Origin of the sequence: Actinopolymorpha pittospori, from assembly GCF_014873875.1 — a bacterium.
GTDB classification, from domain to species: domain Bacteria; phylum Actinomycetota; class Actinomycetes; order Propionibacteriales; family Actinopolymorphaceae; genus Actinopolymorpha; species Actinopolymorpha pittospori.
In genome coordinates this window covers 407,869-426,508 of record NZ_JADBEM010000001.1, presented here as the reverse complement: position 1 = coordinate 426,508, position 18,640 = coordinate 407,869, and the positions used below count along the sequence as shown (strand labels likewise).

Genomic DNA, 18,640 nt, shown 5'->3' with positions numbered 1-18,640 from the left:
CCGGGAAGGTCGCCCTCGACGCCGGCATCGCGCTCACCGAGCTGCGGCCCGCCACCAGCGCCGGCCTCGAGGAGATGTTCCTCGAGCTAACCGCCGCCACCCAACGAGAAGGAGCGCCGGCATGACCGCCACCGCAGCAGCCCACCTCCGAGCCCCCCGCGTGAGCGTGAAGCCGATTCCCCTGTCTCGGATCACCACGGTCGAGCTCCGCAAGATGTTCGACACCCGTTCCGGGTTCTGGCTGATCGCGAGCATCGCGATCACCTCGCTCCTCGCCACCGGCGGCGTCGTGCTGTGGGCCTCCGACGAAAACCTCACCTACTCGACCTTCGCGACCGCCATCCGGTTCCCGGTCGTCATCATCCTGCCGGTGATCGCGATCCTCGCGGTCACCAGCGAGTGGAGCCAACGCACCGGGCTCACGACGTTCACCCTGGTGCCGCACCGCAGCCGGATCATCACCGCCAAGGCGATCTCCTCCGTCGCGATCGCGATCGCCGCGATGGTGCTGGCGTTCGTGGTCGGAGCGCTCGGCAACCTGGCCGGCGCCGCTGTCAGGGGGGTCCCGCTGGTGTGGGACGTCAGCGTCATCCAGTGCTGGTACTACGTCCTCGGGATGGTCCTGAGCCTGCTGATGGGGTTCATGCTCGGCGTGCTCATCCGCGCCTCCACCGGCGCTCTCGTGGCCTACTTCATCTGGACGTTCCTCGTCCCGACCGTGTTCGGCCTGCTGGCGCAGAGCCAGCACTGGTTCCACCAGCTGCAGCCCTGGGTCGACATCCAGTTCGCCCAAGCCGGTCTCTTCGTCTTCGCCCATGCCCTGACCGGCCAGGAGTGGGCCCAGATCCTCGTCACCGGGATCACCTGGCTGCTCATCCCGCTGCTCGTCGGGCTCCGTCTCGTGATGAGGACCGAGGTGAAGTAGCCGCCGCGCGCACCTCGGCATCCGGACCGGTCACCACTTCCGCGCCACCCCACCCGCCGACGCTCATGGAGGAGCACTCATGAAGCAGCAGGTACCAGAACCTTCGTTCGCCATCTCACCGCAGCCGGACACCTCGCTGGGAAGGGGCGCTCCACGCCCAGGGCAGCTCGCGGTGTGGCAGCTCAACCTGGTGCGCGTCGGCTACCTCGTCATGGGAGTCGGCCTGGCCGTGACGAAGTGGCACCTGCTCTTCGACCACGGCACCTGGGGGCTCGCCGAGGGCACCAAGGAGTGCCTGCTGATCGCCATGTCGTTCCTGGCACTGGTCGGCCTGCGCTACCCCCAGCGGATGCTTCCGATCCTGCTGTTCGAGGTCACCTGGAAGCTGCTCTGGCTCGGCGTGGTCGCCCTCCCGCTGTGGACCAACGACCAGCTCGAGGGCGCCACCCGCACCCAGACCGGCGCCATCCTCTGGGTCGTCATCGTCATCGCCGTCATCCCCTGGCGCCACGTGGTCAACCAGTACGTGATGACACCAGGCGACCCATGGCGCCGCAGCAGATGAACACGTCACGAGCGACTACTCGTGGAGCCTGCGAACCGAGGTCGCGCGACCCGGCGTGGCCGGCGCAATCACCAAGCCGGTCACATCATCGTGTGACGCCAGACCCCCTGGTCGCCACCCACGCTCGCGACAACCCCACAAGAGGCGCAAGGACCGAACCCGGACAGGACCCGACATGACCATCACCCCCAGCACCCTGACCCGATCGGCGGGCATCGCGGCCGTCGCCGCCGGCGCCACCTTCATCGCCGTCCAGCTCAACCATCCCCCGCTGACCGTTGCCGGGGTCCACCCGGCCGAGTGGGCGATCCGTAGCTCCTTGAAGATGCTGATGGGAGCCCTAGCCCTGGTCGGCATCAACGGCATGTACCTGTACCAGGTCAGAAAGATGGGCGTGCTGGGGCTCATCGGCTTCGTTCTGTTTGCCGCCAACTACCTCGTCATCGTCAGCACCTCGTTCGTCGCAGCGATCGTCCTGCCGGCCATCGCCGACACAAGCCCCACCTACGTCACCAACGTCCTGGTCGCAGCCTCCGGTCACCACCCGGCCGGCGACACCGGCTCGCTGTATACCGTGCTCCTGCTCGGGGGGTTCTTGTACGTCACTGGTGGACTGCTCTTCGGTATCGCGCTGTATCGGGCTCGGGTCCTGCCGCGCTGGGCAGCCGCGCTCTTGGCCGTCGGCGGCCTCGCGGCTGCAGGGCTCGCGCTGCTGCCCGACCCCTGGTTCCGGCTGCTGGCTGTCCCGAACGGCATCGCCATGATCGCCCTGGGCTACTCCCTGTGGCGCATCGTGGGCGCCGAGCGCACTGGGACCACCGACATCACCCACACGACCGAGACCACCGAGACCACCGAGGTCAACGAGACCGTGACGCTGCCGGCGGCTGTCGCGCTCCCGCGGGTAGCCACTGTCGGTCCCGAATGACCGCGTCGAGCGGGCGGGAGAACCCCGGACCGGAGCACCTCCCCGTCTTCCCCACCGGCACGGGGGTCGACGGCGGCGTCGCCGCCCCTGCGGCGTCGAGGACCCGACCGGGACCGCGCGGCCGGTCGAGGCGTCCGGGCGGCTCGACGTGGCGCGTCCCCACCGCGTTGATCGCCCTGACGGTCATCCCCGTCATCGCCGGTTCGCTCCGGCTTCTCGAGCTCGCCGGCGGCCCCGTGCTGCTGCCCACCAACCCACGGATCGACGCCTCACCGACACCGGTGGTCGTCCACGTCGTCGCCGTGACGCTGTTCGCGCTTCTCGGTGCGTTCCAGTTCTCCACCCGGTTGCGTCGTCGTCGCCCGGGCTGGCACCGCAGGTCCGGTCGGGTGCTCGTCGTCACCGGCCTGGGCGTCGCCGGCTCCGGGCTGTGGATGACGCTGTTCTACGCCGGCGCACCCGGCGGCTACCTGTTGTGGGCGGTCCGGCTCCTGGTCGGCTCCGCCATGGCTGCCAGCATCGTTCTCGCGTTCACCGCGATCCGCCGTCGCGACATCCCCACCCACCGAGCGTGGATGATCCGCGCCTACGCCCTCGCCGCCGGCGCCGGCACCCAGCTGTTCACCCAAGGCATCAGTGAGCCCGTATTCGGGACCGGCGACCTACCCAAAGCCCTCTCCATGACCTCCGGGTGGCTCATCAACATCGCCATCGCCGAGTTGATCATCCGCCGCCCCGCTCGACGCAGAGGCCGTCGGGCTGCCGACGCGCAGACCCGCGCTCTGATGGTCGGGTCACCGTGAACCGGCTAGGGACCGCCACGCTCGCGTACCACGAGCAACGAGTCGACAGGCACCTCGAGGAGCGGCGGTCCAGCTGGCTCGACGGCTCGCCCTCACCCGCGAACTACTCGGCACCACCACCGTGCGTGGGGCCGTGGTCGCCAGTCGTCGCCGCACGACGGAGCTGTGAACCAAGGAGTGAAGAACAGTGAAGACATCGAATGACAATCTGCTTCGGCTGGCAGGCTTGGCAGCTCTGCTGGCCGGAATCTGCTACGTGTTCGTCGGGCTCTTCCATCCAGCCAATGTCGCTTCGGCGGTCACCACCACCCGTTGGCAGGTCGTTCACGTTCTTGCCTGCGCGATGTGCTTCTTCGGGCTGCTCGGCATGGCGGGGCTCTACGCCAGGCAGGCGGTGAAGACCGGTTGGCTCGGGCTGGCGGGCTATTTGCTGCTGAGCCTGTGGCTGACGATCGTCATGGGGTTCAGCTTCGTCGAGGCTTTCATCCTGCCGCACGTGGCGAGCGCGGTCCCGACGTTCGTGCAGTCGTGGATGGGCATGTTCAACGGCCCTGCCGGCACGTTCGACCTCGGCATCCTCCCCACGATCTGGACGTCGACGGCGCCGATGTACATCGGCGGTGGCCTGCTGTTCGGCATCGCGACGTTCCGGGCCGGTATCCTGCCGCGCTGGGCGGGCGCACTACTTGCGCTCTCGGTGGCGTTGGCTCCAGTAGCCGCGCTGCTTCCGAACGCGGCCCAGCCGAAGATAGCGGTGCCGTTCGGGATGGCTCTGGCTTGGCTCGGGTTCGCGCTCCTGTCGGAACGGCGCACCGAAGGCGTCGTGGCTGTCCTGCCACCGCAGGGACGAGCGCCCGAAGGCTGCGGTGTGATGTCGCAGCGCGGCGGCATCCGGCACATCCGGGTAGGCAACGACCATGACCACTGAACTGCGATCCGGAGCCGACTCCACCGGTCCGAGGGGAACGGCGGCCTCCCGCCTCCACCGGGCCGACGGTGGCCGACCCGACACCGAGGGGACCGATCGACCGCCGGCTTCGTCCGTGCGGCTCGCGAGGACGGCGGGCCTGCTCTACCTCGTCGTCGCGATCCTCGGCGCGTTCGCGCAGATCGTACGGGTCAAGGTCTACGAGCCCGGGAACGCCGCCGCGACGGCGGCGAACCTCGTCTCGAACGCGACCCTGGTCCGGCTCAGCTTCGTCGCCGACCTGATCCAGGCGCTGGTGTGGCTCGTCCTGGCTGTGACGCTGTACCGGTTGCTGGCGCACGCCGGGCGGAACACCGCACGCGCCATGGTCGTGTTCGTGGCGGTCTCCGCCTCGATCACCTCCCTCAACATGGTGCATCAGCTCGGCGCCCTGCTGGTCGCGACGAACCACTCCTACGTCACCGCCCTCGGTGCCGACGGCTCCCACGCGCTGGTCCTGTTGCTGATGGATCTGCAGCACTACGGGTACCTGATTGCCCAGCTCGCGTGGCTGTGGCTGTTCGCCCTCGGTCTGCTCGGCTACCGCTCCGGCATGTTCCCCAGATGGCTTTCGTTCCTGCTCATGCTCGGCACGGTCTGCTACGTCATCGACGCCCTGACCCAGTTCCTGTCCCCGTCCTTCGCGGACACCTCGGCGGCCATCTTCGTCCTGCCGGAGACCGTGTGCGAGGTGGCGCTCCTGGCCTACCTGCTCATCAAGGGAGTCAGGACACCACCACGCACATTCCCCGAACCAGTCACAGCGTGAGCCGTCCACAGCTGCCAGCAGCACACCCGAAGGAGAACTCATGAAGCGGCTCGAGACCCAGGTCGACCTTCCGGCCGTGCCGTCGGTGGTGTGGCAGCAGCTGGTGGACGCGGAGGCGATGGGAAGCTGGAATCCGTTCATCACCTCCCTGTCGGGGGTGCTGGCCGTCGGTGAGCGGCTCAAGGTGCGTATCGCGCCCGTCGGGGGAAGGCCGATGACGTTCAAGCCGCGGGTCACCGTCGTCGACCCCGGCCAGCGCCTGGAGTGGCTCGGCACCATGGGTGTTCCGGGACTCTTCGATGGCCGCCACTCGTTCACGCTGACCCCCGTCGGCAGGGGCCGCACCCGGCTGTGCAGGCAGAGGACTTCACCGGCGTCCTCGTGCCGCTGGCAGGAAGCGTGCTCGCGAAGACGGAGGCGGGTTTCGAGGCGATGAACGCGGCACTGCTCACCCGACTCGAGAAAGATCAGACCGGACCGAAGGGGTACCGACGCACTGACGCCCACCGCGGTGGTGATTCCTGCAGGGGTAACCCCACTCACGCGCGTCGGTCTTGAGCCCTGGGTCCTCGTTCCATGCTTCGACAAAGCGGGTGTACTGGTGGTCGAGCTCCAGCACCGGCTGAAGCTCCAGGATCGGCGCCTCATCGTCCGGGTCGTACATCTGAGCCTCCGTGGGTGAGCGACCCTGCGAGGTCGAGGGGTTCATTGAGGCCGTTTAGGGCGTTGGCGTGCTCGAGCGAGGGCGTCGAGGTTCTTCTGGTCGGCCTCGGGGAGTGCGTGGATGTACTTCTGGGTCGTTTGGATCTGAGCGTGACCCATCCGCTCCACGACGGACTTGAGGTCGGATCCTTCGGCGAGCAGCCAGGAGGCGTGGGCGTGGCGCAGGTCGTGCATGCGGACGGCGAAGTCGACGCCGCTGGCTTTCACGGCGGGCAGCCAGATGCGAGTGCGGAAGGTGTTGCGGGAGATCGGGGTGCCGGCGGAGGTGGTGAACAGTGGGTGGTCGCGGCCGATCCCGTGCGTTCTGGATATGGCACTGGTGGCGATGTGGCAGTACAGGCGCTCGTACGGATCACCCCCGCGTGCGCGGGGAGCACTCAGCCGCGGCCCGCACGTGCGGGTCGTGGTCCGGATCACCCCCGCGTACGCGGGGAGCACCGGGGTAGGTCGTCGGCCTTGCGGCCCTTCCGCGGATCACCCCCGCGTGCGCGGGGAGCACTCAGCCGCGGCCCGCACGTGCGGGTCGTGGTCCGGATCACCCCCGCGTACGCGGGGAGCACCGGGGTAGGTCGTCGGCCTTGCGGCCCTTCCGCGGATCACCCCCGCGTACGCGGGGAGCACAGACCTTCGCGACCTGGTGCCAGTCGCTGATCTGGATCACCCCCGCGTACGCGGGGAGCACGTGCACCGCAACGCGCTGGGCGCGTTGACAAACGGATCACCCCCGCGTACGCGGGGAGCACACTTGTTGACCTGCAGCTTTGCAGCTGATGCAGCAAGTTCTCATTCGCCTTAGTCGACCGCCGCCCGGACCCAGGTAGCCGCTCCGCGCGCGGTCCCGCATAGCGGGATGCACCGCGACGTGCTGCTTCGCGGACACGACGTCGGCCAGGGCTGACACATCGCAGGCAGAAGCGGACTTGGACAAGCAATCCGCGCCGAAAGCGCCGCCAGCAGCAGGCCACTCTTGGGCCACTTGCCAAGGCGCATGAAGGTCACTCTAGGCCGTTGCGGGACGTTCATCCCCGCGCGTACCCGAGCCGTTCGTGGTCGTTTCCACATCTTCCAAGCTGGTCATGCGGGTTCGATTCCCGTCACCCGCTCCACCACAGAAGGCCCACGTCAGAGTCGCTACCAGCTCGATCTGGGCCTTCTCATATCTCCCCTGGTCGCCCATCGGGCCACCTACGGGCCACTAGTCCTTGACCAAGCGTGTCGGCTGGGCTGGATGGCCGTTTTCATAGGCAAAGGCCTTATCTTGCTGGGTTAGCGCTCACAACGCAGTCCGGCAAGAAAAGGCCTTTGTGGTGAAGAAGATATCGCATGTTCAGAGTCGGCGGAACGCGGCGCGTCGACGACGCCGGGTTGCGGCGCGTCACGGGTTGGCGGGGCACTGGGGCGAACAGCCGTCCCCGATGCTGGGCTCGGGGACTGTGTCCTATGAGGTCGGCGGGAACCTCGACGCGACTTGTTTCGGCGGGATCGCCGCGGTGCACCGGCTGGTGACCAAGCTGGGCCTGGTTGACCAGATCAACGAGGGTCTGCACCTGTTGAAGGTGCACCTGCCCTACCACGAGTCCGACCATGTGCTGAACCTGACCTACAACGTGATGTGTGGCGGCACCCGCCTGGAAGACATCGAAGGCCTCCGGCACGACACCGCCTACATGAACGCCTTAGGCGCGGACCTGATCCCAGACCCCACCACGGCCGGGGACTTCTGCCGCCGCTTCGCCGAGACCGATGTGGTGGAGTTGATGGAAGCGATCAACGCGGTCCGCCCACAGTTGTGGGCGGGTCGGGGAGGCGATCTGCTCGGCCCACTCGCCTACATCGACGCCGATGGCACGATCGTCCCCACCTCCGGGTGCCGTAAGGCCGGCATGGACATGTCCTACAAAGGGATCTGGGGGTATGCGCCGCTGATCGTGTCGCTGGCCAACACCAAGGAAGTGCTCTACCTGGTCAACCGGCCCGGCAACGCCCCCAGCCACCAGGACGCGGCGACCTGGATCGACAAGGCCATCGACCTCGTGCAACCGCACGCACCACGGGTGTGTCTGCGCGGTGACACCGACTTCTCCCTGACCGCCCACTTCGACCGGTGGGCCGAGCGGGTCGACTTCGTCTTCGGCATGGACAACAACCACGCGCTACGAACCCGCGCCGAGGCGCTGGCCGAGACCTGCTGGACCCGGATGCGTCGAGACGCCACCGGCCAGAACGCCACCGGCCAGAACGCCGCCGGCCAGAACGCCGCCGGCCAGAACGCCGCCGGCCAGATCCGGGCTCGCCGGGACAACCACAAGCAGGCCATCGTGGCCGAACGCGGCTACCTCAACCTGGAGCTCAACTACGAAGACGTCGCCTGCTTTGACTACCAGCCCGGCAAGTGCGACCGCTCCTACCGGGTGGTCGCGCTGCGCAAGAACATCAGCCGCAGCCGCGGTGAGCAGGTGCTCATCGATGAGGTCCGCTACTTCTTCTACATCACCACCCGCACCGACCTGAGCGCCGAACAGGTCGTGGCCTGCGCCAACCAGCGCTGCGACCAGGAGAACATCATCGCAAGCCTCAAGTCCGGCGTCGGCGCACTGCGGGTGCCGCTGCACGACCTGGTCTCCAACTGGGCCTACATGGTCATCGCCGCGCTCGCCTGGAACATCAAGTCCTGGTTCGCGATGATGATGCACCGCAAAGCTGACCGCCGCGACTACATCCGCATGGAATTCCGGCGCTTCTTCAACACCATCATCCTCATCCCCGCCATGGTGACCCGCCGAGCCCGCGCCATCACCATCCGACTCATCGGCTACAACCCCGCCCTGGACCGGCTCTTCACCGCCTGGAACACCACCGAACGAACCCGCTTCGGCTGACCCACCCCAACCCCCACCCCCGGCCCGACAGCGCCTCACACCGCCGACCACCACCGGCGGCGACCACGCCTGCCCAGACACCAAAAACCGGCGGCGACCACGCCTGCCCAGACACCAAAAACCGGCGCCGAACACCCCCACACAGCCCCCGACCAGGCCTCTCCGACCCCCCACCGACACCCTCAGACGTCCCACCGACATGCCCGACACGACAGCCGACATGATCAAATCGCCTTCGGCCACCGCCATCGAGCCGACTCGCTTATTTGAGGACTAGTGTCGGCCGCCGGAAATTCGTGCGATATATCGGGCGAGAGAGTTGAGGATCTCCTCGGCTGTCTTGGTCCAGACGAACGGTTTCGGGTCGGTGTTCCAGGTTTTGATCCAGGCGCGGATGTCTTTTTCCAGCGCTTGAACGCTCTTGTGGACGCTACGGCGTAGGAGTTGGTCGGTGAGGAAGGCGAACCAGCGCTCTACCTGGTTGATCCACGATGCTCCGGTAGGTGTGAAGTGCATGTGGAAGCGCGGATGGCGGGCCAGCCAGTCGTTGATGGCGGGCGTCTTGTGCGTGGACAGGTTGTCGCAGACGAGGTAGACGTCGAGTCCGTCGGGTACCGCTTTGTCGATCGCGACGAGGAACTTCTTGAACTCTGTCGCACGGCGTCGTCGGTGAGTCTGAGAGATGACCGTGCCATCGGCGATATTGAACGCGGCGAACAAGCTGGTCACCCCGTGGCGGACGTAGTCGTGGCTGCGCCGCTCCGGCATCCCAGGCATCGCAGGCAGCACTGGCTGGGACCGGTCCAGGGCCTGCACGCCGGACTTCTCGTCCACGCACAACACCACCGCCTTCTCCGGTGGGTTGTGATACAGGCCGATAACATCGACCACTTTCTCGATGAACAATGGATCGGTGGAGAGCTTGAACCCGTCTACCACATGCGGCTTCAGCTCAAAGCGCCGCCAGATCCGCCCAATGGTCGATGCCGACAAGCCACTGCGCTGGGCCATCGACGCACGCGACCAATGCGTCGCGTGCGCCGGCGCCTGCTCCAGTGTCGCGGTCACGACTTCTTCGACCTTGTCCAACAGGATCGACGGTGGACGACCTGGCCGTGGCTCGTCCACCAACCCGTCCAATCGCTTGGCCACAAACCGCCTGCGCCACTTGTTCACCGTGTTCGGCGCCAGCCGAAGATCCTCAGCAACCTGCTTGTTCGTCACACCCGAAGCACACGCGAGAACGATTCGCGACCGCAATCCCAACGCCTGCGACGACTTCGACCGTCGCGATGACCGCGTCAACGTCGCACGCTCCACCTCGGTCAAAACCAACTCAGCCTTCGGCCGCCCAGTCCTCGCCACCCACCCAGCATAGACTTACCGCACGAATTTCCGGCGGACGACACTAGTTGAGAAGGTGTGCGCTCACGCTCAGCGTGGCCCGGCGCGCGGGGCAGGGCGGACGAACTGATCGTGGTTGACCGCTATCACCGAGACGTGGCCGCCACGTGTGGCACGTAGATCTGCAGAAGAGGAGCCACCCGCACGCATGGTTGAGCCAGAGATTCCCCTCGTCGCCGGGTCTCACAGAGTCCGCGTTCGAGTCGGTCAGACAGTTCGGCGTACAGGTAACTCGTGGTCTCCTGCCGTCCTTGATCTGCTGCGGCACCTCGAGCGTGAAGGGTTTGCTGGCGCGCCGGGTGCGCTGGGCTTTGACGATCAAGGGCGAGAGGTGCTGACCTACATCGAAGGAGAGGTCGGGGGAGGCGAGACCTTCATCCCGGACCAAGGGGGCCCGCTTCGACATTCGTCTCCCAGACTTCGTCTGGCGTGACGAGGTGCTCGTGCAACTCGGCGGGCTCCTCCGTGCGTATCACGATGCTGCCGCAACGTTCCCGTGGGCCGGCCGTGAGTGGCTGTTCGAGCCCCGGCAGCCTGTTGAGACTGTCTGTCACAACGAACTCTTCCCGTGGAACACCGTCTTTCGGTCGGGTGTGCCGGTGGGGTTCATCGATTGGGACACCGCGGCGCCGGGGCCTCGCGCTTGGGACCTCGGGTTCGCCGCGTGGCGCTGGGTGCCGTTTTTTCGTGACGAGAAGTGCCGAGCAATCGGACTCCCGACCGGCATCGCCGAGAAGGCGCGCCGGTTTCGCCTGCTGCTCGACGCGTACGGGCTCGAACCTGACATTGGCATCGTGTACGCGGGGATCGAGCGGACCCGGGAACTTCTGGAACACATGTCGAAGGCCGCCGACGACGGTTCTGCGTGGGAGGTGGAGCTCGCTCGACGCGGCTTGCTCGACGAGGGGGGCGCTTGAGATCGCATGGGTGGAACAGCACGCTGAGGAACTTGTGGAGTCGTGACCTGTCGCACCCCGGCATGACACGGACACGGCGTGTACGCGCTGGACCCCGAAGAGTGCCATTGGGAGGGCGACTGCATCATGGGCGCCGGGAACCGGTCCGCGATCGGCACGCTCGTCGAGCGACGCACCCGCTACCTAATACTCGTTCACGTTCCTAACGGCAGGCCGACCGCGGACGCGATGCGCGAAGGCATCACGACAGCGTTGGGTGTCCTCCCGGCCTGGCTCCGCCGGACGTTGACCTGGGATCAGGGCAAAGAGCTCGCGCTGCACCAACAGATCACCGAACAGACCCAGCGGCTGCTAACGCGTCGGATGACCTGCCGTGACGACGTAGCCCTTGCGGTCACAGGCAATGGCCCGGATGGCTTCTCATGAGAGATGTGTCGAGAGCAGGCGAGATGTGCCGTAAGCAGCAGGCCCTACCCGAGAGTGCCGTCGGATGGGTATCCGAGGTCCTCGGCAGTCCGATCCGTTCGGTGCGAGCACTCACCGGCGGTATGGACAGCACCATCGACGTGCTGGTGCCCGAGCGAGGCAAGCCAGTCGTGATGCGTCGTTACCTCGACAAGGGCTCGCCCGACAGCGCGATCGCGTTGGCCTGTCGGGAAGCGGAGGTGCTTCGCGCCCTGAAGCTCACCTCGGTGGCGGCACCGGGGTTGGTCGCCGTTGATCGGAGAGGTGAGCATTGCGGCACGCCGAGCGTGCTCACTGAGTTCATGGACGGTAGTCGTGAAGTCCCCGGCGATCCGCGAACCCTTGCCGCCGGGCTGGCTCGGACGATGGCGACGATCCACGACACTTCGCCGCAGGCCCTCGACGATGGGCTTCCCGATGCGACCGGGCTCGTGCTCAGTGCGCTCTCCGAGGAGTGCCCCGACCTGCACGATCAAAGCCCAAGCGCGACGATGTGGGGCCTCGTTCGCGACCAGCCGGCCCGATCCGAGATGGGTCCGAAAACGCTGATCCACAACGACTTCGCCCCGCACAACACGCTGTTTGTTGGCGACCGACTCAGCGGGGTCGTGGACTGGACCCTCGCAGCGGCGGGTCACCCAGCGTCCGAGGTGTCCTTCTGTCGACTAAACGTCGCGCTGGTGCTCGGGCTGGACGCCGGCGATCTGGTCCTGGAAGCGTATGAGGCACAGATCGGCGTACGGTTGACTGATCGTGGCTGGTGGGATCTCGTAGCCGCAGCCCGGGTCGAGCCAGATCTCCATTCCTGGGGCTTATTCATACTGTAAGTGCTGAAGAAGAATAGGCCGGTGACGGCTTTCAGCATGCTGGTGTATTTGATTATTGGTGGCCGGTAGCGGCCGCCTTCTTCGCTGAGCATTCGCCATGTTTTGAGGTGTGCGATGGCGTGTTCTACGGTGGTGCGGATTTTGGACAGCTGGGTGTTGAAGTCGGCCTGGGTTTGGTGAAGTTCGCCGTTGGCGGGTTTTCTGATCGGGGTGATGTCGATGCCGTCGACTCCGATGTAGCCGAGGTCGGCGAGGGTGTGGATGTTAGTGAGTGTCTCTGCGAGTCCGGACGCGGAGTAGGCGTGGGCGTCGTGGCGGGCACCGTGTACCGGTGTGGCGCCGACGCCGACCAGTGTTCCGTCCATGGTGGCGGCGATCTGGATGTTCATCCCGCCGTAGCCGGCCTTGCCGGAGAACAGGTCGGGAGCTGGGGGCGACTGTGGTGTCCGGGCTCGCGGCCGTCGAGCTTGTCGAAGCGCTGGAGCGTCTCGATCGCGTTGATGGCACATGCGGCGGCGAGCCCAAACCCGTACCGCTTATCGTCGAGCACAGCCGGCAGTCCAGCACCGGCAGCCTCGCGATAGGTGGCCTCGACGCCGAGCGGCACCGGGTCGGCGACCGTCATCCACATTGAGCCTGGGACGCGCAGCGCCGCGGCGTCTAGGAGAGCATGGCGCCAGCATGCGTGCTCGAAGTTGATGAGGCGCCCATCCCCACCGTCGGCGTCCACGAGACAGTTGTTCGCGCCGCCGTCGCCGTTGCTGAAGGCGACGAGGTCCCCAGGGTCGTCCACCTCGACCAGAGCCGCATCTACGTCCGCAGACAACCCACGCGAACCCGGCACGAGCGCGCCGGTTGGCGCCTGCTGGCTCCTCGCTGCCAATCATCTAGTCGTCGCAGTACCAGATCTCGCCGCGCCAAGCACCCTCACTCAATCACTCAATGCCGACGAGCTGGCACCGCACGAAGCCCTGCGCGTGTCTGCACGCTGGGCAGTGGGGGACCTTGACAGCCTGCAGAGCGAGGCTCATTCTCACGGGCACATGCGCTGAAGGCAGGAAGGGAAACCGTGTTGTTCGCTGATTTGGTCCTCGAAGGTGGTGGGGTTAAGGGGATCGCCTTGGTCGGTGCGATTCTTGCGGGCACTCCCGATGCACCATCGGGCAAGAGGTCGGGCATTTTCCTCGAATGTTCCTGGCCCCGTGCGAGCATTGCGAAGGTCGACGATTGATTCACAGCGCCGGCCTCCACAGAAGTCGCGGCCGCGGTGGGTGGCCGGGGCGCGGGCTGAGCGGCTTGCGCAACGCGACCAGAAGGGTGGGTGAAGTATGACCAGTTTCACCGACCAGCTCATGGTCCGCTTCGTGGATCCGGCCGATGTCGAGGCGCTGCTCGTACCGCCGGCCGACACCGGCAAGCAGCGGATCCGGGCCCTGCTGGCCGGCGTCTACCGGCCCGAGCTGCTCGAGGTCGAGGCGGTCGACGAGGTCACCGTGTCGGCGACCAGGTTCCAAGTGCCGGTCGTCGAGCCGGCCCGCGCCGACGGCATCCTCGACCAGCTGAGTCCGTCGCCGGGCAGCCGGACGCAGCTCAGCGTTGAACTGCCGGCGCTCGCCGACACCCTCTGGCTCGACCTGATGATCGACGCGGTCGTCCGGGTCAGGGTGTCCTCCAGCGCGGCGCTGCTCGCGGGCGTCGCCGCCGAGGACGTCTCGGCCCTGAGTGAGCCGGACTTCGTGGCCCGGTTCGAGTTCCTCGACCTGCCTGCGCTGATGGCGGCCTCCGGCGTGCACACGTACCCGGAACTGCAGGGCCGCTTCCCCCAGCTCTTCAAACTGCACTACGCCGACCCGCCGGTGTACGACCCGGACGACCCGTCGGTGCTGCGCACCTACCGGCTGCGGATCTCCACGTTGTTCTTCCCCACGCTCGACCTGATGGAGGCGCTGCGCCGGCTGACCCGCACCCGCCGGGCGCTGGACGCGGCGCAGCCGACCCGCGCCGAGTACGAGGGCGGTGCCGTGCTGGGGGCCAGCGCCTGGCTGGCCGTCTTCCCGGACGGCGCAATCGGCGCCGACACCGCCACCCGAACCCAGATCGAGGCGCTGTTCGGCGCCGACAACGTCGTGGCCGCGTTCGAGACGGTCTGAGAGGAGATCCCGCATGCCGGACAAGGATGCCGCGACACCAGGCGCGGCCGAGCGGCAACGGCGCCGGAAGCCGGCCGAGGAACCGGAGCCGGCGGCCGCCGCCGAGGAGCAGGAGCAGGCCCCACCCGATCCCGCCGAGCTGGAAGAGCTCCGGGGCCGGCTGATCGCGCAGTATCGCGGGAGGCGATGACGATGCCGGTCACGTACATCGACGTCACGGCGATCAGTGACCTGTTCGTCCCCGCCACCCGGGCCTTCGGCGACATCGCGATCGTCGGCAAGGGCGGGACCGGCACGGTCGCGTCGGCGCCGAAGGAGTTCACCAACCCGGCGGACGCAGTGACCGCGTACCCGTCGGGCACGCCGGGAACCTTCACCGACCTGGCCGCCGCGATCCGGACGGCGTTCAAGCAGACGCCGCCGCCGACCCGGGTGTGGGGCGTGCAGGTGGCCGCGACGACGCCGGACTGGGACGCCGGCCTGGCTGCCGTCGCGAACCTCGACGTCCAGATCGTCGTGCTGGCCAATCTGCCGCTGAACACGGCCAACTCGGCCACGATCGGCAAGCTTGCCGACCACGTCTCGTCGGTGTCGAACACCGGCGGCGATGGCAAGGAGCGCATCGGGGTGGCCGCGCTCGACCCGGCGCTGGCCGCGGGTGCCGCGGCCGCGCTCAACACGGGCGACGTGAAGAACGAGCGGATGTTCCTGATCGCCCACAAGTCCGCGACGGACGACGGGGCCGCCGCGGCTGCGGGCGTGATCGCCGGCTACCAGCCGCACGTCTCGATGGTGCTCAAGCCGATCGCGATCAACCAGTCCGCGGTGTTCTCCGACACCGAGATCGACACGTTCAACACGGCGTCGATCAACTGGGTGACCAGCCCGGTGCTGATCCCGGGCCGCGCCAACTTCCTCGGCGAGGGCTACACGGCGAACCCGGGCGCCAACAAGAAGTACATCGACATCGTCCGCACGATCGACGACGTCAACTTCCGCATCAAGGCGGCGCTCGTCCGAGCGATCGGCACGCTGCGGGTGAGCCGGTCCGGGCTGCGAGGCATCGAGACGATCGTGCAGTCCGTCCTCGCGCCGCTGGTGACCCGGCAGGTCATCGAGGACTTCAGGATCCACATCCCGCTGCTCGTCCTTTTCGACAAGGACCCGGTCACGCTCTCGCCGTCCGAGCTCCTGCAGATCCAGCAGCACCGGGCGGATCGCAACCTCGACATCGTCGTGTCGGTCGTCTACGCCGGTGCCATCCACCGGCTGCACATCGACCTCGTCTTCAAGTGAGGAAGCCATGACCACACCACCGACCAACTGGAACACCAAGCTCGTCGTGAAGGTGGACAACGAGACGGTGACGCCGATCAGCAAGTTCAACCCGACGTTCTCGGTGCCGGTGGTCCCGCTGCACTCGCTGGAGAGCGACAACGTCGCGTTCGTCTCGCAGCCCGCCACGTTCACCTTCACGATGGAGGTCCAGGCGTCGGGTCCGGTGGTGGCGAAGCTGACCGACCTCGCGCTGAAGCGGAAGCCGTTCACGATCGAGGCGTCCCAGGAGTCCGGCGACGACTGGACGTTCAGCTCGCTGAAGTTCAACGACTGCTTCATCACCTCGCTGGCTAACCAGACGACCCCGAGCGGGCCGCCGGTGACCACCATCAGCGGCATCTGCCTGCAAGTCGTGCCCACGGCGAACGTCTGATCGGGCACGCGGCGATGGACGACGACGAGGACCTGCCGGCGACCACCGTGCACTACCACTTCCCGATCGAGGTGGTCGTGGTCGGCGACATCGGGGAGGAGGTTCGGTGGCAAGTCGAGGAGCAGATCTGGCAACAGCTGGACGAGGCACTGAGCTGAACGTCTTGAGCTGCCACGTCCCGGTGACGGTCACCGTCGTCGGCCGGCTCGGCGACGACCGGTTGGCCCGGCTCGCCGAGTCGGTCGAGGTCGCCGTGGCAGCACGGCTGGCCGAGGCGGGCCGGACGCTGCCCGACGGGGCCGTGGTCGTGCATCCGCCGTCGGCGGTCGGGTTCAGCGGGGACATCGCCGAGCCCGACCGCGCCCGGCTCGCCGAGGCCCTGCTGGCCGCGGTGGCCCGGGCGGCCGGTGCGCTGACCGGGGTCTGGTCGCCGGCGATGCCGGCGAGTGCCGTGCCGGCATCAGCCCTCGGCAGGATCTCCGCATCGGGCGGACGGCTCGACCGCGGCGGGCGACCGCTGCCGGGCGGCCGGCGGATCATCGGGCCCGGCGCGATCGGCCCGTCCGGTGAGATCCTCGAGGGCGGCAGCCCGTTCGACGGTCTGCCGCTCGCGACGCTGCGCGGATCGGCGCCCGTGCTGGTCGGATCGCCCCGGCACACGGTCTCCGGCACCCTCACGCTGGCCGTCCAATTCGGACTGGTGCTGTTCACGGGCAGCTCGTTCGCGGTGATCGAGAGCCCGCCCGGCGTGTTCTGGACGGTCGCCACAGACCCGGCCGTCGACGCCGCCGAGCTGTCCGCCGGTCTGCTGCCGGACGCCGTGCTCGCGTCCGCGGGCACGGCCGACGGTCTGGGCTCCCGCATCCGCGTCCTGATCACCCGGGACCGGCGCCCGGTGTGGCCGGACCGGGAGTCCGGAGTGGAATGGCTGCGCCAGCTCGCCGCCGAGGCCGGGACGACGGCACCGGCCGGCGGCCAGGTGCCGAGTCCGGTCGGCGACCACCCGCTGCTCACCCGGCTGCGCTCGATCGCGGAGACCGAACTGCCCTTCGCCGATGCTCCGTCCACGCCGCTCCTGCCGGCCGACCGGGCCCGCCGGCTGGCCGAGGTGCTGGCGGCGACCCCGTGGGCGGAGCAGATCCGTACCGCGATGGAGCTCATCGCCGCTGCCACCGGCGGCGCCTACCTCGACGCCCTGGTCGTCGCGCTGCGCGAGACGGGCCTGCACGGGCGGCTGTTCGACGATCCCAGCCCGGAGGTGTACGACCTGCTGCGCGACGTCGGCACCCGGTTCCCGCTGGAGCCGGGCCCGCTGAGCGTCGGTGCGCTGGCGGTCTTGCTGCGCCGATTCGACCTGCTCCCACGCCGCCTGCACGAGGAGGCGCTGCTCGGCGTCGCGGTCGGACCGCAAGGCACCACCGTGCCGGCGGAGATGCTGGCCCTGGCCCGGGAGTCGGCCGCGGCACTCATCCGGGCCGGCGCCGCGCTCGGCGAGTCGATCACGAGCCTGTTCAGCTCGCCGCAGCAGCAGGCCCGCGTCCGGGAGGCGCTGGCGCAACTCCTGGTCACCGCCCGGCTGGCCGGCCTCGCCGTCCGCCCGGCGGTCCGCAACCTGGAGCGGTTCCTCCAGCGGCTCCCGATCGAGCTGCTGGTCGCCGTCCGCGGGGGGGAACGCCTCGCCGTCCCGGACCACACCCTGCGCCGGCTGCAGTGGCGGGCGATCCTCCAGATCGCCTTCGCCTACGGACCGCAGGGCACCACCTCCGCGGATGGCGGCGAGGTCTCCGGCGACGCGACCGCGGTCCTGGCGGCCGTCAGCGCGCTGGTCCGGCTCGGTGTGCCGGTGAACCCAGGCACGCTGGCCGCCCGGCTGGTCACCCTCGCCGGTGTGCTCGCCGCCGTGCGCCCGGACATCGGCGGCACCGACGAGGTCGTCGCGCGCCTGGCCGCGCTGCCGGACGCGTCCCTGCGTCGCCTCGGCGGCGTGCTGGCCAGGATCCCGGTCGCACCCGGCGCCAGCCTCGCCGACCTGGCGGTGACTGCCCCGGACCTGCACGCGGCGGCGGTGGACGCCCTGCTCGCCCTCGACGCGGGAGGTGAGTGATGCCCGGTGGAGTCAACATCCCGGTGCTGATCGGCGTCGTGCCGCTGTTCACGGTCACCAACCTCGTGCTGACCGAGGGCTACAAGACCGCGCAGCTGGCCGGCAGCCGGCTCACCCAGCTCACCACGCCGACCGAACGCGGGATGACGATCGACGCGACGCTGGTCGGGCGTACCCGCCTGGTGTACCGGAAAGGGCTGGAGGCGATGGCGCTCACCTCGCGCCTGTTGGCGGCCGCGACCGCGCCGCTGATGGCGTTGGCCGGCATCCCGGTGGTGTCCGCGATGGTGATCTCCACCGACATGCAGATCACGTCGCTGACGTTCACCCAGTCCAACAAGCAGCGGGACGCGATCGACGTGAAGATCACCCTCGTCCAGGTGCCGCGGTCGGTGGTCACCGCGATCGTCGGCGAGGCGGCCGACCTGGCGCTGGCCGGCGGCATCGCGGCGGTTCCCACCGTGAGCGACATGGTGCCGCTCAAGCGCCAGTTCGGCGGTTAG

Annotated in this window: 20 protein-coding genes, 2 pseudogenes and 1 CRISPR repeat array; of the genes and pseudogenes, 18 read left to right on the top strand and 4 right to left on the bottom strand. The window is 68.0% G+C overall.

What is annotated here, in order from left to right; translation table 11 throughout:
• Nucleotides 1-121 precede the first annotated feature (121 nt).
• The 7 genes from HEB94_RS02070 to HEB94_RS02040 all read left to right on the top strand — a co-directional run bounded on the left by HEB94_RS02070 (nt 122) and on the right by HEB94_RS02040 (nt 5,393).
• Nucleotides 122-925, top strand: a complete 804-nt coding sequence (locus HEB94_RS02070; RefSeq protein WP_192748379.1) for an ABC-2 transporter permease — start codon at nt 122-124, stop codon at nt 923-925.
• Between the two features lie 79 nt (nt 926-1,004).
• Complete coding sequence (locus tag HEB94_RS02065) at nt 1,005-1,490, top strand: hypothetical protein (protein WP_192748378.1); 486 nt, start codon at nt 1,005-1,007, stop codon at nt 1,488-1,490.
• Between the two features lie 175 nt (nt 1,491-1,665).
• Nucleotides 1,666-2,418, top strand: a complete 753-nt coding sequence (locus HEB94_RS02060) for a hypothetical protein (RefSeq protein WP_192748377.1) — start codon at nt 1,666-1,668, stop codon at nt 2,416-2,418.
• The gene (locus HEB94_RS02055; RefSeq protein ID WP_192748376.1) at nt 2,415-3,221 is read left to right on the top strand and encodes a DUF2306 domain-containing protein; all 807 of its coding nucleotides are present in this window, start codon (nt 2,415-2,417) and stop codon (nt 3,219-3,221) included. The genes HEB94_RS02060 and HEB94_RS02055 overlap by 4 nt, the downstream gene beginning before the upstream one ends.
• A gap of 187 nt (nt 3,222-3,408) precedes the next feature.
• Complete coding sequence (locus HEB94_RS02050) at nt 3,409-4,149, top strand: hypothetical protein (RefSeq protein WP_192748375.1); 741 nt, start codon at nt 3,409-3,411, stop codon at nt 4,147-4,149.
• A complete protein-coding gene (locus HEB94_RS02045) occupies nt 4,139-4,957 on the top strand; it encodes a DUF4386 domain-containing protein (RefSeq protein WP_192748374.1) in 819 nt (272 codons plus the stop codon). The genes HEB94_RS02050 and HEB94_RS02045 overlap by 11 nt, the downstream gene beginning before the upstream one ends.
• A gap of 40 nt (nt 4,958-4,997) precedes the next feature.
• Nucleotides 4,998-5,393, top strand: coding sequence for an SRPBCC domain-containing protein (locus tag HEB94_RS02040; RefSeq protein WP_192748373.1), 396 nt, complete (start codon nt 4,998-5,000; stop codon nt 5,391-5,393).
• Between the two features lie 269 nt (nt 5,394-5,662).
• On the opposite strand, the gene HEB94_RS02035 is transcribed toward HEB94_RS02040, so the two are convergent.
• A complete protein-coding gene (locus HEB94_RS02035) occupies nt 5,663-5,974 on the bottom strand; it encodes a tyrosine-type recombinase/integrase (protein WP_337918500.1) in 312 nt (103 codons plus the stop codon).
• A 55-nt stretch (nt 5,975-6,029) separates the two neighbouring features.
• Nucleotides 6,030-6,423: direct repeats of the CRISPR family, unit length 28 nt; unit sequence GGATCACCCCCGCGTACGCGGGGAGCAC.
• A 573-nt stretch (nt 6,424-6,996) separates the two neighbouring features.
• Here HEB94_RS02035 and HEB94_RS02030 point away from each other — a divergent pair.
• Complete coding sequence (locus HEB94_RS02030; RefSeq protein ID WP_420481569.1) at nt 6,997-8,559, top strand: IS1380 family transposase; 1,563 nt, start codon at nt 6,997-6,999, stop codon at nt 8,557-8,559.
• 273 nt (nt 8,560-8,832) lie between these two features.
• On the opposite strand, the gene HEB94_RS02025 is transcribed toward HEB94_RS02030, so the two are convergent.
• Nucleotides 8,833-9,924 carry an IS630 family transposase gene (locus HEB94_RS02025; protein WP_192748371.1) on the bottom strand — a complete coding sequence of 364 codons (1,092 nt, stop codon included), beginning with the start codon at nt 9,922-9,924 and terminating at the stop codon, nt 8,833-8,835.
• 476 nt (nt 9,925-10,400) lie between these two features.
• Here HEB94_RS02025 and HEB94_RS48875 point away from each other — a divergent pair, with 476 nt between their 5' ends.
• From HEB94_RS48875 to HEB94_RS02010, 3 genes and pseudogenes are all read left to right on the top strand, one after another.
• Nucleotides 10,401-10,880, top strand: a complete 480-nt coding sequence (locus HEB94_RS48875; protein ID WP_202896059.1) for a phosphotransferase — start codon at nt 10,401-10,403, stop codon at nt 10,878-10,880.
• A gap of 105 nt (nt 10,881-10,985) precedes the next feature.
• Nucleotides 10,986-11,222, top strand: a pseudogene (locus HEB94_RS02015) (transposase); the annotation flags it as partial.
• A gap of 185 nt (nt 11,223-11,407) precedes the next feature.
• Nucleotides 11,408-12,172, top strand: coding sequence for a phosphotransferase (locus HEB94_RS02010; protein WP_192748369.1), 765 nt, complete (start codon nt 11,408-11,410; stop codon nt 12,170-12,172).
• A 74-nt stretch (nt 12,173-12,246) separates the two neighbouring features.
• Here HEB94_RS02010 and HEB94_RS54185 read toward each other — a convergent pair.
• Nucleotides 12,247-12,537, bottom strand: a pseudogene (locus HEB94_RS54185) (transposase family protein); the annotation flags it as partial.
• Between the two features lie 20 nt (nt 12,538-12,557).
• Entirely contained in the window at nt 12,558-12,998 is a 441-nt protein-coding gene (locus HEB94_RS02005) for a hypothetical protein (protein WP_192748368.1), read from the bottom strand.
• A gap of 502 nt (nt 12,999-13,500) precedes the next feature.
• Between HEB94_RS02005 and HEB94_RS02000 the strand changes: the two genes are divergently transcribed.
• The 7 genes from HEB94_RS02000 to HEB94_RS01970 are packed head-to-tail and all read left to right on the top strand — an operon-like array spanning nt 13,501 to nt 18,640.
• Nucleotides 13,501-14,322, top strand: coding sequence for a hypothetical protein (locus HEB94_RS02000; RefSeq protein ID WP_192748367.1), 822 nt, complete (start codon nt 13,501-13,503; stop codon nt 14,320-14,322).
• Between the two features lie 13 nt (nt 14,323-14,335).
• A complete protein-coding gene (locus HEB94_RS01995; RefSeq protein ID WP_192748366.1) occupies nt 14,336-14,512 on the top strand; it encodes a hypothetical protein in 177 nt (58 codons plus the stop codon).
• A 2-nt stretch (nt 14,513-14,514) separates the two neighbouring features.
• A complete protein-coding gene (locus HEB94_RS01990; protein ID WP_192748365.1) occupies nt 14,515-15,618 on the top strand; it encodes a hypothetical protein in 1,104 nt (367 codons plus the stop codon).
• Nucleotides 15,619-15,625: 7 nt separating this feature from the next.
• The gene (locus HEB94_RS01985; RefSeq protein WP_192748364.1) at nt 15,626-16,033 is read left to right on the top strand and encodes a hypothetical protein; all 408 of its coding nucleotides are present in this window, start codon (nt 15,626-15,628) and stop codon (nt 16,031-16,033) included.
• Nucleotides 16,034-16,047: 14 nt separating this feature from the next.
• Nucleotides 16,048-16,191: a hypothetical protein gene (locus tag HEB94_RS01980; protein ID WP_192748363.1), complete on the top strand. Its 144-nt coding sequence runs from the start codon at nt 16,048-16,050 to the stop codon at nt 16,189-16,191.
• A 5-nt stretch (nt 16,192-16,196) separates the two neighbouring features.
• Nucleotides 16,197-18,137 carry a hypothetical protein gene (locus HEB94_RS01975; protein WP_192748362.1) on the top strand — a complete coding sequence of 647 codons (1,941 nt, stop codon included), beginning with the start codon at nt 16,197-16,199 and terminating at the stop codon, nt 18,135-18,137.
• The gene (locus HEB94_RS01970) at nt 18,137-18,640 is read left to right on the top strand and encodes a hypothetical protein (RefSeq protein WP_192748361.1); all 504 of its coding nucleotides are present in this window, start codon (nt 18,137-18,139) and stop codon (nt 18,638-18,640) included. Before HEB94_RS01975 ends, HEB94_RS01970 begins: the two co-directional genes overlap by 1 nt.

Bases quoted from the DNA above. Each gene is read 5' to 3' on its own strand.
- HEB94_RS02040 (WP_192748373.1), top strand. From the start codon at position 4,998: ATGAAGCGGCTCGAGACCCAGGTCGACCTTCCGGCCGTGCCGTCGGTG.
- HEB94_RS01970 (WP_192748361.1), top strand. From the start codon at position 18,137: ATGCCCGGTGGAGTCAACATCCCGGTGCTGATCGGCGTCGTGCCGCTG.
- HEB94_RS01980 (WP_192748363.1), top strand. From the start codon at position 16,048: ATGGACGACGACGAGGACCTGCCGGCGACCACCGTGCACTACCACTTC.
- HEB94_RS01995 (WP_192748366.1), top strand. From the start codon at position 14,336: ATGCCGGACAAGGATGCCGCGACACCAGGCGCGGCCGAGCGGCAACGG.
- HEB94_RS01990 (WP_192748365.1), top strand. From the start codon at position 14,515: ATGCCGGTCACGTACATCGACGTCACGGCGATCAGTGACCTGTTCGTC.
- HEB94_RS02060 (WP_192748377.1), top strand. From the start codon at position 1,666: ATGACCATCACCCCCAGCACCCTGACCCGATCGGCGGGCATCGCGGCC.
- HEB94_RS02000 (WP_192748367.1), top strand. From the start codon at position 13,501: ATGACCAGTTTCACCGACCAGCTCATGGTCCGCTTCGTGGATCCGGCC.
- HEB94_RS02065 (WP_192748378.1), top strand. From the start codon at position 1,005: ATGAAGCAGCAGGTACCAGAACCTTCGTTCGCCATCTCACCGCAGCCG.
- HEB94_RS01985 (WP_192748364.1), top strand. From the start codon at position 15,626: ATGACCACACCACCGACCAACTGGAACACCAAGCTCGTCGTGAAGGTG.
- HEB94_RS02055 (WP_192748376.1), top strand. From the start codon at position 2,415: ATGACCGCGTCGAGCGGGCGGGAGAACCCCGGACCGGAGCACCTCCCC.
- HEB94_RS02045 (WP_192748374.1), top strand. From the start codon at position 4,139: ATGACCACTGAACTGCGATCCGGAGCCGACTCCACCGGTCCGAGGGGA.
- HEB94_RS02070 (WP_192748379.1), top strand. From the start codon at position 122: ATGACCGCCACCGCAGCAGCCCACCTCCGAGCCCCCCGCGTGAGCGTG.